The sequence below is a fragment of the Pseudoclavibacter chungangensis genome, assembly GCF_013410545.1.
GTDB lineage: Bacteria > Actinomycetota > Actinomycetes > Actinomycetales > Microbacteriaceae > Pseudoclavibacter > Pseudoclavibacter chungangensis.
Window position 1 is genome coordinate 1,019,108 of the sequence record NZ_JACCFV010000001.1, and the last position, 15,799, is coordinate 1,034,906.

Genomic DNA, 15,799 nt, shown 5'->3' on the forward strand with positions numbered 1-15,799 from the left:
CCGCCGTCGGCGGCACGCCGTAGCGACCGCTGCGTGCCCGGGCGGTCGGTCGGTGCCCGGTCGGTCAGTGGTCGTCCGCGTCGGTCGTCGACGGGTCGGGGCGCGTGCCCCGTCCACGGCGCGACGATCCCGAGCCGCGCTCGAGCGCACGTCGTGAGCGTCCGCGAGGGAGGAAGAAGAAGCGACCGCCACGCAGCGTCTCGTCCGTCTCCGGTACGCCACGGACGGCGACATCGGGATGGAGGTCCATCGGGAACGAACTCGGGGCGGGCCCGAACGCCTCCCGCGACGCGCGGACGACCTGACGCCCCAGGATGCGGTTGCCCGCCCCACCGATGAGTGCGCCGATCCCGAAGGGAACGAGCCGGCCGACGGTCGACGCGGTACTCGTCGCCGCGAACCGGCGCAGGAACACGCGCTGAATGCGCTGCGAGAGTTCGCCGACGAAGACGCTCGGCAGGCTCCTCGTCACGATCTCACCCCAGAACTGCTGGCGTCCGACGCCTTTGCCACCCGCCTGTGCCGCGAACTGCTTGACGAGATTCTTCGCCGCCTCACCGAGGATGAGCGATTGCACGAGCGTCCGTGCCCGAACGGGGTCCGAGACGGGGAGGCCGTGGATCTCGGAGATCGCCTGGCCGTACAGGGCGGAGACCTCGAGGAAGCCGATCGTCTCGACACCGGACACGGTGAGCGCCGCAGCCGTCCCGATGCCGGGAACGACGGCCGCGGCGCCGGCGCCGCCGCCCGTCGCCATGACGGTGTTGAGGTACTGCGTCTCGAGACGGGCGATGAGCTCGGCCGGTGTGTCCTGTGGGTGACGTCGACGCAGCGCACGGATCCGGGCGAGGACGAGGGGACGCTGGATGGCGAGCACCCGGTCGAGCGCACGCTCGAACACCGTCGGATCGACCTGGACCTCCGAGTCGATGCGAGGTGGGAGCGGCGCGGGGGCGTCGGACGGATCGCCCTCCGGCGACGTCGTGGGGACGACGACGATCTCGTGGTGGCCCGACGTGGGGTCGCTGTGTCGTGACGTTCGTGACATGGTGCTCCTCGCCCGCCGACGTGACCGTCGCACGCGGCGGCGATCTCAGCATAGGGAAGGCCGATTCCGTGATCCTGCGTGCTCGGTCCACGTCTCTCGGGACTCGCCGGGCGCGAGGGGGTCGCGCGGTTGATAATCTGTCGAGATGCCGTTCGCTTCAAGTGCCGCCGACGACGAATCCGACGACCGTCCCTCGACCCCTTCCCGCGACGGCGCGGGCGAACCCCTCGTCGATGCTCCCGGGCACCGGTTCTCGCTGACCGGTCCGGCGCGGCCGGTGCCGGTGTTCGTCGAGCCGATCCTCGTGGAATGGGTCGAGGAGGTCGTCGACGACGCGCCCGACGATGTGCCCGACGCCGATGTGTCGCCCGAGGTCGGCGAGGCGACGTCGGACCTCCCGGACGACGCGCCGATCGCCGTCGAGGGCGCGGACCGCGCCGTGACCGACGAGGCCGACGAGGCGGTGGAGCCCGACGAGCAGGCTGCGTCCGACGTGGCGGATGTCGAGCCCGGGGCGGACGAGGATGCCGCGTCCGATGCCGATCCGGGGCGGGACGTCGCCCCGGACGAGGCGACGCCGCACGCGACCCTCGCGGACGAGGACGCGATCGACGGCGAGCCGACGGTCGCGATCGATATCGTCGCGCCGGCCGAGACGGACGATGCCGAGGGGGAGGCGCGAGGCGTTGCCGCGCGCGCCGAGGACGTGCCCGATGCGCTCGAGGAGGCGGACGACGTCGAAGCAGGCGACCGCGCGGACGACGAGGACGAGGTGATCGTCGAATCCACGTCCGCGGAGCACGCGTCCGGTGACGACGAGACCGAGGACGAGGCCGATGTCGCGAACGGTGCCGACGTCGCGAACGGTGCCGACGACATCGTGACGGACGACGAGATCGACGACACCGACGTGGACAGCGTTCCGGACAGCGACGCCTCGGGCGAGGTGGTCGAGGTCGACGGCGTGTTCGTGGGTGGTCCGGGCGGCTCAGAGTCCTCGGACGACGCGGAATCGTCGGACGACGCGGAATCATCGGACGACGCGGAAGCGGGCTCCGAGGTCGCGCGTTCCGACGAGGAACCCACCGTCGCCGCGTGGACGCTCGACGAGCCCGCCACCGAATCCGCCCCCGGCACCGGTGCGGAGGCACTCGACCCCTCGGCATCGGACGAGCACGCCGATGCGTCGAGCACGAGCGACGATGCGCGGTCCGCTGACGGGGCGCCGATCGGCGAGGCCGAGCCCCCCGCAGTCGACCCGGTCACGGAGGACGAGACCGCGACCGAGGCGACGGGCCCGTCCGAGGCGCCCGCGGCCCGCAACTCGCTGCGCATCGGCGCCGCGACCGCGGCGGGCCTGAGCACGATGACCCCCGTCGCGCGCGTCACCTCCGCTCCGCACCGCGAACTCGGCGGAACCGTGCTGCGTCTGCACGATCTGACGAAGCGCTACGGCAGCGAGGTGGCCGTGCAGAGCGTCTCGCTCGATGTCCGCCGCGGCTCGTTCTACGGCATCGTCGGCCCGAATGGTGCCGGCAAGACGACGACGCTCTCGATGGCGACGGGGCTCCTCAAGCCCACCTCGGGAACCGTCGAGGTGCTCGGCATCGACGTGTGGGAGAACGCGGCGGAAGCGCGCTCACGAATCGGTATCCTGCCCGACCGGCTGCGCCTGTTCGACCAGCTCACGGGCGGCCAGCTCCTCTACTACACCGGCGTCCTCCGGGGCCTCGACGACGAGACCGCGCGTGCACGGACGGCCTCGCTCATCCAGGCCTTCGAGTTCGGTGCCGCCGCGAACCGGCTCGTCGTCGACTACTCGGCGGGTATGACGAAGAAGATCGCGCTCGCCTCCGCGCTCATCCACTCACCCGAGCTGCTCGTCCTCGACGAGCCGTTCGAGTCGATCGACCCCGTCTCGGCGGTCCAACTCACCGATATCCTCTTCGACTACGTGAGCCGTGGCGGCACCGTGATCCTCTCGAGCCACAGCATGGACCTCGTCCAGCGTGTCTGCGATCATGTCGCCGTCATCGTCGACGGGGAGATCCTCGCCGACGGCACCGTCGACGCGGTCCGTGGCGACATCACTCTCGAAGAGCGGTTCCGCGACATCGTGCGCGGTCCCCAACGCACGGAAGGACTGGATTGGCTGGGCATCTCCTTCAACTGAAGGTCAACTCCGTCCGCGGCACCTTCCGGCGCGACTCGCCGTATCGTTCCGGCGCGATCGCCACGGCGATCGCGACGGTCGTCGTCACCGCGGCGGCGCTCGCGGTCATCGTCGCGAGTTGGTCGCTGTCTCCCGAACTCGTTCGCGGCCTCGCCGTCACGAGCGGGATCCTCGCGTCCGTGGCGGCCTTCGTCGCCGCCGCGGTCTCACCGGGGGGCGACGACCTCGACCCCAGGGCGCTGGTCGCCGTGGGACGTTCACCGCTCCGCGCGGCGTGGGAGTCGTTGACGACGAGCGCGATCGGCATCCCTGCAGCCGGCACCGCGATCGTGCTGCTCGCCTCGCTCAGCCTGTGGCGGGCGGACGCGCTCGCGCTCGCGATCGGTGCGGCGTCGATGCTCGTCGGGTTCTGCACGCTCGTGACGCTCGCGCGCCTGGGATCGCTGCTCGGGTTCCTCATGGACCAGCGTCGCGTCGCCGGCGACGTCGTCGCGGCGGCGGTGTTCCTCGCGATCCTGCTGCTCTCGCCCGTGCTGTTCGTCGCCGTCACGGCCCCGTGGGCGGCGACGGGCACCGAGCCGTTGCAGCGGGCGGCCGAGGTGCTCGCCTGGACGCCGATCGGTGCCGCGTGGGGTGCCCCGTCGACCGCACTCTCGGGCGATCTCGTGAGTGCACTCGGGCAGTTCGGTGTCGCGCTCGCGACGCTCGCGGTCGCCGCGCTCCTGTGGCTCGGACTCGGAACGCGGCTCGCGCGCAGGACGCTCGTGGACACGTCGGGTCGCGAGGTGCTCGACCTGGGGTTCATCAATCGGTTCGGCGGTTCGCCGGCGCGTGTCGTCGCGGCGCGCACGATCACGTACTGGCTGCGCGACCGGCGCTATCAGGTCGTCAACGTCTCGATCGTGCTGCTCCCGCTGCTCGCGCTCGTGCCGCTCGCCGTCGTGGGCGTCGACGCCCGCTACCTCGCGCTGCTGCCGGTCCCGCTGCTCGCGTTCTTCCTCGGTTGGACGCTCCACAACGATCTCGCGTTCGACTCCACGGCGGTGTGGCTGCACATCACCTCCGGCATGGACGGGCGCAGCGATCGCATCGGTCGCGCGCTCCCGACGCTTGTCGTCGGTGGCGTGATCGTCGTGCTCGGCTCGGCGATCAGCGGTCTCATCGTCGGCGACTGGCTGTGGGTCGTGTCCGAGTTCGGCATCGCCGCCGGGCTCCTCCTCGCGACGACCGGCTTCTCGAGCGTCATGAGCGTGCTCTACCCGTACGCGGTGGCGCGGCCCGGTGACTCGCCGTACAGCCAGCCCGTCAGGTCGTGGGGGCGTGGCGTGCTCATGCACCCCGTGGCGGGGCTCCTGGCGATCCTCGCCGTCGCACCGAGCATCGCGTGCGGTGTGATCGGCATCCTGGGCGGCGACTGGTGGTGGCACGTCGCCGCGCTCGTCCTCGGACTCGTCGCCGGTGCGATCGTGCTGTCGTGGGGGATCGCACGCGGTGGTCGTCTCTTCGACGACCGTTCGAGCGAACTCATGACGTTCGCCATGAGCTCATGACCCGCTGAGGGTCGGCGACCTGTCGGCGCCTAGGATGTCGGCATGAGGTGGAACATGCGCCAGGATGAGCCCGCAGCGCCCGGTGGACCGGACGACGGCGGCGGGACGGCCGTGCTCGACCGTGAACTCGAACAGCTGCTCGAGGACGAGCGCCTGGACGATCCCGGTGATCATGACAAGTTCGCGCACTACGTGCGCAAGGAGAAGATCCTCGAGTCGGCGATCTCGGGGAAGCCCGTCCGTGCGCTGTGCGGCAAGAAGTGGTTGCCGAACAGCAACCCCGACCGCTTCCCCGTCTGCCCCGCCTGCAAGGCGATCTACGAGAAGATGCGGGCCGAGTAGGCGCTACCCGGCCCGGTTCACCTCACTCGCCGTCGACGAAGATCGTCGGGATCGCCGGGTCGCCGCTGCGGAGCCGCAGGGCACCGAGCGGGAGTTCGCGGAGCGCGTCGGCCCGGTGTTCGCGCGCAGCCGCGACGCCCTGGGCGCCGAGCCACCGCTCGTCCACGACCCCGTCGACGACGAGGTCGACGAACAGGGGACGGTCGTCCGCGTCACCCGCGACCCGGTCGTCGATCGCGATGAGTTCGGCGGTCGCGATGCCCTGGGCATTGCGGCGGCGGACCGGTGTCTTGCGACCCCCGACGGACGCCTTGCCGACCGAGGTCTTGGCTACGGGCACCCACTCGCCGTCGTCGCCGCGCCGTGCGACGAGCTTGTACACCATGCCCGCGGCGACGTTGCCGGAGCCCGTCACGACCGAGGTGCCGACGCCGAACGCGTCCACGGGCACGGCCGAGAGCCCGGCGATCGCGAATTCGTCGAGGTCGTTCGTGACCGTGATGCGGGTGTTCGGATTGCCCAGTTCGTCGAGCTGGCGGCGCACCTCGGCCACGAGGGTCGGCAGGTCGCCGGAGTCGAGGCGCACGCCACCGAGTTCGGGGCCCGCGACCTCGACCGCGTTGCGGATGCCCTGCTGCACGTCGTAGGTGTCGACGAGCAGGGTCGTGTCGACACCGAGGGCCGCCACCTGCGCGCGGAACGCGTCGCGCTCCGAGTCGTGCAGGAGCGTGAACGAGTGCGCCGCCGTGCCCATCGTCGGGACCCCCCACGTGCGTCCCGCTTCGAGGTTGCTCGTCGCGGTGAAACCCGCGATGTAGGCCGCCCGTGCCGCGGCGACCGCCGAGCGCTCGCCCGTGCGGCGGCTCCCCATCTCGGCGATCGGACGCCCGTCGGCGACCGAGACCATGCGCGAGGCCGCGGTCGCGACGGCGGAGTCGTAGTTGTAGATGCTGAGCAGGAGCGTCTCGAGCACGACACCCTCGGCGAACGAGGCGCGCACTTCGAGCAGCGGCGAGTTCGGGAAGTACAGCTCGCCCTCGCGGTAGCCGCGGATCGTGCCGGAGAAGCGGTAGTCGGCGAGCCAGTCGAGCGTCGGTGCACTCACGACCTCTCGCTCGCGCAGGAACTCGAGCTCCGCGTCGCCGAAGCGGAAGTCCCGCAGCTCCTCGAGTGCACGCCCGACGCCCGCCACGACGCCGTATCGTCGGCCACCGGGCAGGCGGCGTCCGAACAGTTCGAAGACGCACTCGCGGTGCGCGGTTCCCGATTGCAGGGCCGCGTCGATCATCGTGAGTTCGTACTGGTCGGTGAGCAGGGCAGTGGATGCCTCTCGCGGGGTGATCACCCGCTCAGACTACCGACGTGGTCGCGGTCCCGCCCGCCGCAGAACGGTGAACTCGGGCCGCCGCGGAGCCCGGAGAGTAGGATCTCCTCTCGTGACTGTGGCCCCCCTGACGAGCGAAGCACCGATCGGCATCTTCGACTCCGGGGTCGGTGGGCTCACGGTGGCGCGCGAGATCAGGGCGCAGCTGCCCTCGGAATCGCTCGTCTACATCGGCGACACCCTGCACTCGCCGTACGGCCCCAAGTCGCTCGCGGACGTGCGCCGGTACTCGCTCGAGATCATGGACGAGCTCGTCCGCGAGGGCGTCAAGATGCTCGTGATCGCGTGCAACACGGCATCGGCGGCGGTCCTGCGCGACGCCCGCGAACGCTACGACGTGCCCGTCGTCGAGGTCATCGCCCCCGCGGTCCGGGCGGCCGTGAAGGCCACGCACAACGGCCGGATCGGCGTGATCGGCACCGAGGCGACGATCTCGTCGCGCGCCTATCAGGACATGTTCGAGGCCGCCCCGCACCTCCGCATCACGGCCCGGGCGTGCCCGGCGTTCGTCGAGGCCGTCGAGCGCGGCGACACGACCTCGCCCGAACTCATCCGCGTCGCCGAGGGGTACCTCGAACCGCTGCGCGCGGCGGACGTCGACACGGTCGTGCTCGGCTGCACCCACTACCCGTTCCTGAAGGGCGTCATCGGGTACGTCATGGGGCACGGCACGTCGCTCGTCTCGAGCGACGTCGAGACGGCCCGGGACGTCTACCGGGTGCTCGCGTCGGAGGGACTCTTCAACCGCGGGAGCGCGCCGGCCACCTACTCGTACCGCCAGACGGGCCCCGACACCGACGCGTTCGTCCAGCTCGCGACGCGGTTCCTCGGCCCGGACGTCGCCGAGGTCGGGCACCTCGCGACGGGCGTCATCACTCTGCCCCCGAACCGCATCCAGGAGGACGCATGACCACGACCCGCCAGGACGGCCGCGCCGTCGACGAACTCCGCCCGGTCACGATCGAGCGGGGGTGGAGCGAGCAGGCCGAGGGGTCGGCGCTCATCTCGTTCGGGCGCACGCGCGTGCTGTGCACGGCATCGTTCACGCCCGGCGTGCCCCGCTGGCTCACGGGGAAGGGCACGGGCTGGGTGACGGCCGAGTACGCCATGCTCCCGCGGGCCACGAACGAGCGGTCCGCCCGGGAGTCGGTGAAGGGCAAGCTCGGCGGTCGGACGCACGAGATCTCTCGCCTCATCGGCCGGTCCTTGCGCGCGGTCGTCGACACGAAGGCGCTCGGCGAGAACACGATCGTGCTCGACTGCGACGTGCTCCAGGCCGATGGTGGCACGCGAACCGCGGCCATCACCGGCGCGTACGTCGCGCTCGTCGACGCGATCGAGTGGGCGCGCGCCGAGGGGCACGTGCGGAAGAACGCCACCGTGCTGTCGGGTTCGGTCGCCGCGATCTCGGTCGGCATCGTGAAGGGGGAACCTCTTCTCGATCTGCCGTACGTCGAGGACGTCGCCGCCGAGACCGACATGAACGTCGTCGCGACGGGTGACGGACGGTTCGTCGAGGTCCAGGGCACGGCCGAGGGTGCACCGTTCGATCGTGCGGAGCTCGATCGTCTGCTCGACCTCGCGCTCGTCGGAACGGCACGGCTGACCGAACTGCAGCGAGCGGCGCTCGCGTCGTGAGCGCACCGATCCGGGTGGTGCTCGCATCGCACAACGCCCACAAGCTCGTCGAGCTGCAGCGCATCCTCGGCGATGCGCTCGACGGCATCGAGCTCGTCTCCTACGACGGGCCCGAGCCAGTCGAGAACGGCCTCGGGTTCGAGGAGAACGCGCTCATCAAGGCGCGCGCCGCGGCCGAGTTCACGGGACTCCCGTCGATCGCGGACGACTCCGGCATCTGCGTGGACGTGCTCGGTGGCTCACCCGGCATCTTCTCCGCGCGCTGGTCGGGGCCCGCGAAGGATGCGGGGGAGAACCTTCGGCTCCTGCTCTGGCAGCTCACCGATGTGGACGATCCGCACCGGACGGCGCACTTCACGGCCGCGGCGGCGCTCGTCGTCCCGGCCGGGGCGGCGTCCGGCGGTCGCGAGATCGCCGAGGCCGTCCTCGGCGAGTGGCCGGGACGCATCCTCACGGCACCCGCGGGCGAGCACGGCTTCGGCTACGACCCGATCTTCGCGCCCGAGGGGGCGGACGGCCGGAGTGCCGCCGAGCTGAGCGACGCCGAGAAGGACGCCGAGAGCCATCGCCGCCGGGCCTTCGACGCGCTCGTCCCTCGCCTGCGGTCCGCGCTCGGTCTCGGTTGACCACGTGACGCGTGCCCCTCGCACGGGCGCCCCGTCGGGCTCGGAGGGTGCGGACGACGCCACGTCCGCGCCGGACGGCGGCGCGCACGCGGACCTCACCCGGCGGCTGCGGGCGGCCGGGTGCGTGTTCGCGGAGGACGAGGCGCACATCCTGCTCGCCGAGACCACCGACGCCGATGAGCTCGAACGACGGACCGTGCGGCGGGTCGCGGGCGAGCCGCTCGAGACGATCGTCGGCTTCGTAGCGTTCGGTGGCCTCCGGCTCGCCGTCGAACCAGGCGTGTTCGTGCCGCGTCAGCGAACGCTCTTCCTCGCCCGCCGGGCGGCGAGGGCCGCGTCGACCGTTGCGGGCGCGCGTGTCGCCGAGCCGTTCTCGGGCGTCGCGCCCGTCGCCGCGTACGTTCGGGCGACGGTCCCCGGTGCACGACTCGCGGCGAGCGACATCGATCCGTTGCCACTGCGCTGTGCACGCCGGAACCTCGGCGCGGACGCCGTCGTCGTCCGTGGCGACGGGCTGGCGGGATTCGGTACCGACGCCACGTTCGACGTGATCGCCGCCGTCGTGCCGTACGTGCCGGACGGGGAGATCAGGACCATGCCTCGCGAGGCGACGGCGCACGAGTCCGGCCGCGCGCTCGCGGGTGGGATCGACGGCCTCGTGCACGTGCGGGAGCTCATCGCGTCGTCGGGCGCGCGACTCGCCGAGCGCGGGGTGCTGTTGCTCGAGGTGCACCGGTCGCAGGTGGCCGCCGCCCGGGTCTGTGCGCGTGCGCACGGGCTCGGTCTGCATGCGCGCACGGCTCCCGACGGACAGACGGCGGTGATCGTCGTCCGGCACGCCCTCGCGTGAGGTCACGCGAGGGGAGCTGCGTCAGGCGGCCGGGGGAGCGGGGACCGTGCGGACGGGGAAGTTCACGCTGCGCGCGATGAAGCACACGGCGTGCGCGTCGGCATGCAGCGCATCGGCGAGATCGCGCTGCGACTCGTCGGCGAGAAGTACACGTGGTCGGAGCACGGCCTCGACGAACTCGCCCGAGTGATCGGCGTTGAGGCGCAGCGTGCCCTCGGCATCGTCGGCGTAGCCCGTCACCACGACATCGTTCCGCACGGCGACGTGGAGGTAGGACAGCATGTGGCACTGGGCGAGCGCGGCGAGCAGGAGCTGCTCGGGATTCCAGCGGTCGCGCTCGCCGTGGAACGTCGGGTCCGCGGTGCCGGGCAGATCCGGAAGACCGTCCGCCCGGACGACGTGAGTCCGGTCGTAGTCGCGGTAGCCCGTCGTCCCGACACCGCGCGCACCGATCCACTCGAGCCGGACGGCGTAGTGGTGAGCGGATCCGAGCATGGCGCCTCCGTCCTCCGTCACCCGTTCGTCGGGCGCGGTCAGCGGAGTCTATCCGCGGGTTCGATGACGCGGGGTGTCACCCGGGCAGTTCGTCACCGCGCTCCTCGAGCGCCGTCTCGAGGATGCGGACGGCCTTCGGGCCGACGCCGTGCAGTGCGAGCAGGGCCGACCGCCCGAGGGCGGCCACACCGTCGAGTGTCGTGACGCCGATGGCGAGCAGCGCACTGTTCGCGGGCCGACCGATGGGCGGCAGGTCGCCGATCTGCGGTGGGGTGTCGCGGGTGCTCATGACCTGAGCCTACGGTTCGCCCGGGTGGTTCGGCGCCGACGCACACCGGGACGTTCGGGTCGCCCGCGCTCGAATCGGGGCATTCCGAGGTGCCTGCGCGAGACTGTCCGCGGGCCGGATCGGCCGATTCGTGAACAGGGGAGGAACGATGCGGATTCTCGTCGTCGGGATGTCCGGCCACGTCGGCACCTCCGCCGCGGCCGCACTCGGGGAACGTCACGACATCGTCGGGGTGAGCAGATCGACCGACCCCGCCGTCGACCTCCTCGATCCGGCGAGCATCACCGCCGCGTTCCGACGATTGGGCCGTTTCGACGCGGTCGTGTCCGCATTCGGCGCCGCACCCTTCGCGCCCGCACCACAGCTCACGGCCGACGATCTCACGGCCGCGTTCGAGGGCAAGGTGCTGAGCCAGTTGAACCTCGTCCACCTCGGTCTGGACGCGGTGACGGACGGGGGATCGTTCACGCTCACCACGGGCATCCTCGCGCGTGAGCCCGTGCCGGGCGGCGCCGCGGCCGCGATGGCGAACGGTGCCGTCGAATCGTACGTGCGGACCGCGGCGCGCGAGCTTCCCCGTGGCATCCGGATCAACGCCGTGAGCCCGTCGGTCCTCGCCTCCGCCCCGGAGTACTTCGACGCCTTCCGCGGGTTCGCCCCCGTGTCCGACGAGCGAGTGGGGCTCGCGTTCGTGCGATCGGTCGAGGGCATCGAGACCGGGCGGACGTACCCGGTCGACTAGACCGGGTGGTGCGATCACGCGTGGATCGTCGTCAGTGCCCGCTCGGGCGAACCGACACTCGTGGGGGAGACGGACGTCCCGCCCGGAACGGCCAGTGGACCTCCCGGGTGCGGGCGGAGGGACTCGAACCCTCACGCTCGTGAGCACAGGAACCTAAATCCTGCGTGTCTGCCAATTCCACCACGCCCGCGCGACGCTCAGTCTATTGGCGTGACGGCGGGCGGCGTCACACGCCGGTGACGCCGAACAGGGCACCGATCGTGTAGGTGACGGCGAGCGCGAGCACGCCACCGAACACGATGCGCACGATGGCCTTCCCCTTCGCGCTGCCGCCGAGCCACGCGCTCAGCCAGCCCGTGATGACGAGCGCGACGACGACGGCGGCGAACGTCGCCGCGATACGCCAGTCGAGCGGCGTGAGCAGGATCGCGAGCAGCGGGATGAGCCCGCCGACCGTGAACGAGAGCGCCGACGCCGCGGCCGCCTGCCAGGGGTTCACGAGATCGTGCTGATCGAGGTGCAGCTCGGCCGACAGATGGGCGCCGAGCGCATCGTGCGCCGTGAGCTCCTTCGCGACGAGCTCGGCGGTCTCGCGGCTGAGACCGCGCGACTGGTAGATGCCGGTCAGCTCCTCGAGCTCCTCCTCCGGCATGTCCCGCAGCTCGGCGCGCTCGAGTGCGATCATCGAGCGTTCGGAATCCCGCTGGGTCGACACCGACACGTACTCGCCGAGCGCCATCGAGATCGCGCCCGCCGCGAGCGAGGCGATGCCCGCGATGAGCACCGGGCTCGACTCCGACGTCGCCGCCGCGACCCCGACGACGAGGGCAGAGACCGAGACGATCCCGTCGTTCGAGCCCAGGACGCCCGCGCGCAACCAATTGAGTCGCGAGGAGTTGCCCTCCTGGTGCGGTTCGCCGGGATGGGGCGTCGGAGACGGAATCGTGGACATGGTCCGAGCAAAGCACTCCGGACGGGACGCGTCCAGTTAGGGGAGGCTCCCCGAACCGCGCGGCCGGCGCACGGTCCGCGCCGCCCGGTCCGTGCCGCCCCGGGACCGCGCTCGCGGCGGTGGGAAGCCGCGGACCGACTACGCTGGAACGATCATGATCAACCTCGACATCCAGGCCGACATCGCAGCGCTGCGCTCCACGTTCGCCGACATCAGCGACGTGCTCGACCCGGCCGCCCTCGCCGAGCGCGTCACCGACCTCGAGCAGCGCGCCTCGGCACCCGACCTCTGGGACGACCCCGAGCAGGCACAGAAGGTGACGAGCGCACTCAGCCACGCGCAGGCCGACCTCAAGCGCCTCGAAGCGGTCGAACAGCGGCTCGACGATCTCGAGGTGCTCGCGGAGCTCGCCGTCGAGGGCGACGACCAGGAGTCCGCCGACGAGGCGCGGGCGGAGCTCGCCGCGATCACGAAGGTCATCGGCGATCTCGAGGTCCAGACGCTCCTCGACGGCGAGTTCGACCCGCGTCCCGCCGTCATCACGATCCGCGCGGGCGCAGGCGGCGACGACGCGACCGACTTCGCCGAGATGCTGCTGCGCATGTACGTGCGATGGGCGGAGCAGCACGGCCACGCGCTCACCGTCATGGACACGAGCTACGCCGACCACGGCGTGAAGTCCGCCACGATCCAGATCGACGCGCCGTACGCGTTCGGCACGCTCTCGATCGAGGCGGGGACGCACCGCCTCGTGCGCATGAGCCCGTTCAACTCCGCGGGCAGCCGCGAGACGAGCTTCGCGGCGGTCGAGGTCGTGCCGCTCATCGAGCAGACCGAAGAGATCGAGATCCCCGAGAACGACATCCGCGTCGACGTGTTCCGCTCGTCGGGCCCCGGCGGGCAGTCCGTCAACACGACCGACTCCGCCGTCCGCATCACCCACCTCCCGACGGGAACGGTCGTGTCGATGCAGAACGAGAAGTCGCAGATCCAGAACCGCGCCGCCGCCCTCCGCGTGCTGCAGTCCCGACTGCTGCTGCTGAAGCGCGAGGAGGAGAACGCGAAGAAGAAGGAGCTGGCGGGCAACATCACCGCGAGCTGGGGCGACCAGATGCGCTCCTACGTGCTCGCGCCGTACAAGATGGTGAAGGACCTGCGCAGCGAGCACGAGTCCTCGAACCCGGACCGCGTCTTCGACGGCGACCTCGACCCCTTCATCAACGCCGGGATCCGCTGGCGCAAGAAGCAGACGACCGAATCCTGATCGGCCGCCAGGCGGGTTCGACCCGCTGGCGCGTCGCACCGTCGATTCGGGTCACCCGGTGCCTACCCTTGGAGCGCCATGATCAGATTCGACAGCGTCTCCAAGGTCTTCCCGGGTAGCGACCACCCGGCGGTCAGCGACCTCACGTTCGAGATCCTGCGCGGGGAGTTCGTCTTCCTCGTGGGCCCGTCGGGATCTGGCAAGTCCAGCGTCCTGCGTCTCATCCTCCTCGAGGACCTCCCGACCGACGGGCAGGTGCACGTCCTCGGACAGGACCTCCGCCGCATCTCCAGCCGAAAGGTGCCGTACTACCGGCGCGACATCGGCATGGTGTTCCAGGACTTCCGCCTCCTGCAGGGCAAGACCGTCGCCGAGAACGTCGCCTACGCACTCCAGGTGCTCGGGAAGTCGCGCGCCCTCATCGGCGAGGCCGTTCCCGACGTGCTCGAGACCGTCGGTCTCGACGGCATGGGCGACCGCTTCCCGCACGAGCTCTCCGGCGGTGAGCAGCAGCGCGTCGCGATCGCCCGCGCCGTCGTGAACAAGCCCGAGATTCTGCTCGCCGACGAACCGACGGGCAACCTCGACCCCGAGACGAGCCGCGGCATCATGAAGCTCCTCAAGCGCATCAACGCGAACGGCACGACCATCGTCATGGCGACGCACGACGTCTCCATTGTCGACGAGGAGAAGCGCCGCGTCATCCAACTCGACGACGGCCGGATCACGCGAGACGAGTCGGGCGGCGTGTACCGTCCGGCCGTGCTCGAACTCGAGGAGCCCGCGGAGGATCTCACGCTCGCCGAGCTCGACGAGGGGCCGAGCACGATCGCCGACGCCATGGCGCGGCGGGTCGGCGCACGCGACGCGGCCGGCGACCTCGAGAACGAGGTCGATGCGCCCACCGTCGAGGTCCCGAAGCAGCGGAAGGGGCGGAACAAGTGATGCGCCTCGTCCTCGGCGAGATGTGGCAGGGCCTGCGGCGCAACGCCAGCATGGTCGTCTCCGTCGTCCTCGTCACCTTCGTCTCGCTCACCTTCGTGGGCGCCGCGATCCTGCTCCAGATGCAGATCGGCGCCATGAAGTCGTACTGGTTCGATCGTGCCCAGGTCGAGGTGAACCTCTGCACGAGCGTCTCCGAGAGCGCGAACTGCGCGGGTGGCATCGCGACGCCCGAACAGAAGCTCGCGGTCGAGCAGGCGCTGCAGGGCGCGACGCTCGCGCCCTACGTCAAGGAAGTGACCTTCGAGAGCCAGGACCAGGCGTACGCGACCTTCCTCGAGCAGTTCAAGGGCGACCCCATCGTGGAGTTCGTGAAGCCCGAGTACCTGAACGAGAAGTTCTGGATCAACATGCCCGACCCCTCGCAGTCCGACGTGCTCATCGAGTCGCTCTCGGGCATGCCCGGCGTCGAGTCCGTGCGTGACCAACGGCAGTACCTCGAGGGCATCTTCAGCGCACTCAACGCCGCGAGCCTCACGGCGGTGGGCATCGCCGGGATCATGCTCGTCGCGGCCGCGTTGCTCGTCGCGACCACGATCCGGCTGTCGGCGTTCAGTCGTCGCCGAGAGCTCGGCATCATGCGACTCGTGGGCGCCTCGAACCGGTTCATCCAGGCACCCTTCGTGCTCGAGGGGGTGGTCGCGGCACTCATCGGCGGGGTCCTCGCCTCGCTCGCGCTCGTGGGCGTGGCGCAGTTCTTCGTGCAGGGATATCTCGCGCCACAGATGCCGTTCACCTCGCTCGTCGGGGTCGCGGACGCGCTCGTCGTCGCACCGATCCTGCTCGTGCTCGCTGCGCTCATCGCGGCGATCTCGGCGTCGATCGCGATCAGGCGGTACCTGCGCGTCTGACGCCGGCGTTCGCAGCGGTGTAGGCTGAACCGTTCTGCGATCGACGGAAGGAGACGTCATGCCGAAGGAACAGGGCCAGAAGGTCGTCGCGTCGAATCGCAAGGCGCGACACGACTACCTGATCGAGGACACCTACGAGGCGGGCATCGTGCTCTCCGGTACCGAGGTGAAGTCGCTCCGTCAGGGGCGCGCGTCGCTCGTCGACGGGTACGCCTACGTCGATCGCGGCGAGGCCTGGCTCGACAACGTGCACATCCCGGAGTACACGGAGGGGACGTGGAACAACCACGCGCCGCGCCGCAAGCGCAAGCTCCTGCTCCACCGGGACGAGATCCGCAAGCTCGCGCAGGTGACGAAGGAGGGCGGCTACACGCTCGTGCCGCTCTCGCTCTACTTCAACGACGGCCGCGCGAAGGTCGAACTCGCCGTCGCGAAGGGCAAGCGCGAGTACGACAAGCGTCATGCGCTCCGCGAGCGGCAGGACCGCCGCGAGGCGGATCGTGCGGTCGCGTCCCGCAAGTACCTGGGGGAGTGACCGCGCGTCGCCGTGCCGGACCGTGACGTTCGGTGGGGCACGCCGATACGACCACGGG

Annotated in this window: 17 protein-coding genes and 1 tRNA gene; 12 read left to right on the forward strand and 6 right to left on the reverse strand. The window is 70.8% G+C overall.

Annotated elements, in window-relative coordinates; all coding sequences use genetic code 11:
• Positions 1-64: 64 nt before the first annotated feature.
• Positions 65-1,048, reverse strand: a complete 984-nt coding sequence (locus HNR16_RS04540) for a hypothetical protein (RefSeq protein ID WP_158041291.1) — start codon at positions 1,046-1,048, stop codon at positions 65-67.
• A 145-nt stretch (positions 1,049-1,193) separates the two neighbouring features.
• Between HNR16_RS04540 and HNR16_RS18745 the strand changes: the two genes are divergently transcribed.
• From HNR16_RS18745 to HNR16_RS04555, 3 genes are read left to right on the forward strand one after another with little or no spacing between them, the layout of a single operon-like run.
• Complete coding sequence (locus tag HNR16_RS18745) at positions 1,194-3,221, forward strand: ATP-binding cassette domain-containing protein (protein ID WP_218868379.1); 2,028 nt, start codon at positions 1,194-1,196, stop codon at positions 3,219-3,221.
• Positions 3,197-4,771, forward strand: a complete 1,575-nt coding sequence (locus tag HNR16_RS04550) for a hypothetical protein (protein ID WP_158041290.1) — start codon at positions 3,197-3,199, stop codon at positions 4,769-4,771. The genes HNR16_RS18745 and HNR16_RS04550 overlap by 25 nt, the downstream gene beginning before the upstream one ends.
• A gap of 42 nt (positions 4,772-4,813) precedes the next feature.
• Positions 4,814-5,113 carry a DUF3039 domain-containing protein gene (locus HNR16_RS04555; protein WP_225737916.1) on the forward strand — a complete coding sequence of 100 codons (300 nt, stop codon included), beginning with the start codon at positions 4,814-4,816 and terminating at the stop codon, positions 5,111-5,113.
• Between the two features lie 22 nt (positions 5,114-5,135).
• Here HNR16_RS04555 and HNR16_RS04560 read toward each other — a convergent pair whose 3' ends face one another.
• Positions 5,136-6,455 (reverse strand): nicotinate phosphoribosyltransferase, encoded by a 1,320-nt coding sequence (locus HNR16_RS04560; RefSeq protein WP_158041349.1) that lies wholly within the window; start codon positions 6,453-6,455, stop codon positions 5,136-5,138.
• 94 nt (positions 6,456-6,549) lie between these two features.
• On the opposite strand from HNR16_RS04560, the gene murI reads away from it, so the two are divergent.
• Genes murI through HNR16_RS04580 form a run of 4 tightly spaced genes read left to right on the forward strand, consistent with a single transcriptional unit; the run spans position 6,550 to position 9,611 of the window.
• Positions 6,550-7,407 (forward strand): glutamate racemase, encoded by an 858-nt coding sequence (murI, locus tag HNR16_RS04565; RefSeq protein ID WP_225737915.1) that lies wholly within the window; start codon positions 6,550-6,552, stop codon positions 7,405-7,407.
• Positions 7,404-8,135: a ribonuclease PH gene (rph, locus tag HNR16_RS04570; protein WP_158041288.1), complete on the forward strand. Its 732-nt coding sequence runs from the start codon at positions 7,404-7,406 to the stop codon at positions 8,133-8,135. Before murI ends, rph begins: the two co-directional genes overlap by 4 nt.
• The gene (locus tag HNR16_RS04575; protein WP_225737914.1) at positions 8,132-8,761 is read left to right on the forward strand and encodes a non-canonical purine NTP pyrophosphatase; all 630 of its coding nucleotides are present in this window, start codon (positions 8,132-8,134) and stop codon (positions 8,759-8,761) included. The genes rph and HNR16_RS04575 overlap by 4 nt, the downstream gene beginning before the upstream one ends.
• A 4-nt stretch (positions 8,762-8,765) precedes the next feature.
• Positions 8,766-9,611, forward strand: coding sequence for a N5-glutamine methyltransferase family protein (locus HNR16_RS04580; RefSeq protein WP_158041286.1), 846 nt, complete (start codon positions 8,766-8,768; stop codon positions 9,609-9,611).
• 21 nt (positions 9,612-9,632) lie between these two features.
• Here the strand turns inward: HNR16_RS04580 and HNR16_RS04585 are convergent, their stop codons facing one another.
• Together HNR16_RS04585 and HNR16_RS04590 are read right to left on the reverse strand one after the other, a co-directional pair.
• Positions 9,633-10,106 carry an OsmC family protein gene (locus tag HNR16_RS04585; protein ID WP_158041284.1) on the reverse strand — a complete coding sequence of 158 codons (474 nt, stop codon included), beginning with the start codon at positions 10,104-10,106 and terminating at the stop codon, positions 9,633-9,635.
• A gap of 76 nt (positions 10,107-10,182) precedes the next feature.
• A complete protein-coding gene (locus HNR16_RS04590) occupies positions 10,183-10,395 on the reverse strand; it encodes a helix-hairpin-helix domain-containing protein (protein WP_158041282.1) in 213 nt (70 codons plus the stop codon).
• Between the two features lie 148 nt (positions 10,396-10,543).
• On the opposite strand from HNR16_RS04590, the gene HNR16_RS04595 reads away from it, so the two are divergent.
• Positions 10,544-11,137 carry a short chain dehydrogenase gene (locus tag HNR16_RS04595; RefSeq protein WP_158041280.1) on the forward strand — a complete coding sequence of 198 codons (594 nt, stop codon included), beginning with the start codon at positions 10,544-10,546 and terminating at the stop codon, positions 11,135-11,137.
• A gap of 108 nt (positions 11,138-11,245) precedes the next feature.
• Here HNR16_RS04595 and HNR16_RS04600 read toward each other — a convergent pair.
• Both HNR16_RS04600 and HNR16_RS04605 read right to left on the reverse strand, forming a co-directional pair.
• Positions 11,246-11,327, reverse strand: a tRNA-Leu gene (locus HNR16_RS04600).
• A 36-nt stretch (positions 11,328-11,363) separates the two neighbouring features.
• On the reverse strand, positions 11,364-12,089 hold the full coding sequence (locus HNR16_RS04605) for a VIT1/CCC1 transporter family protein (RefSeq protein WP_158041279.1): 726 nt from the start codon (positions 12,087-12,089) through the stop codon (positions 11,364-11,366).
• A gap of 154 nt (positions 12,090-12,243) precedes the next feature.
• On the opposite strand from HNR16_RS04605, the gene prfB reads away from it, so the two are divergent.
• The 4 genes from prfB to smpB all read left to right on the forward strand — a co-directional run bounded on the left by prfB (position 12,244) and on the right by smpB (position 15,741).
• Positions 12,244-13,353, forward strand: coding sequence for a peptide chain release factor 2 (gene prfB / locus HNR16_RS04610; protein WP_158041277.1), 1,110 nt, complete (start codon positions 12,244-12,246; stop codon positions 13,351-13,353).
• A 78-nt stretch (positions 13,354-13,431) separates the two neighbouring features.
• Positions 13,432-14,298, forward strand: a complete 867-nt coding sequence (gene ftsE / locus HNR16_RS04615) for a cell division ATP-binding protein FtsE (RefSeq protein WP_158041275.1) — start codon at positions 13,432-13,434, stop codon at positions 14,296-14,298.
• Positions 14,298-15,206, forward strand: coding sequence for a permease-like cell division protein FtsX (gene ftsX, locus HNR16_RS04620; RefSeq protein ID WP_158041273.1), 909 nt, complete (start codon positions 14,298-14,300; stop codon positions 15,204-15,206). The genes ftsE and ftsX overlap by 1 nt, the downstream gene beginning before the upstream one ends.
• A gap of 58 nt (positions 15,207-15,264) precedes the next feature.
• A complete protein-coding gene (smpB, locus tag HNR16_RS04625) occupies positions 15,265-15,741 on the forward strand; it encodes an SsrA-binding protein SmpB (protein ID WP_158041271.1) in 477 nt (158 codons plus the stop codon).
• Positions 15,742-15,799 lie beyond the last annotated feature (58 nt).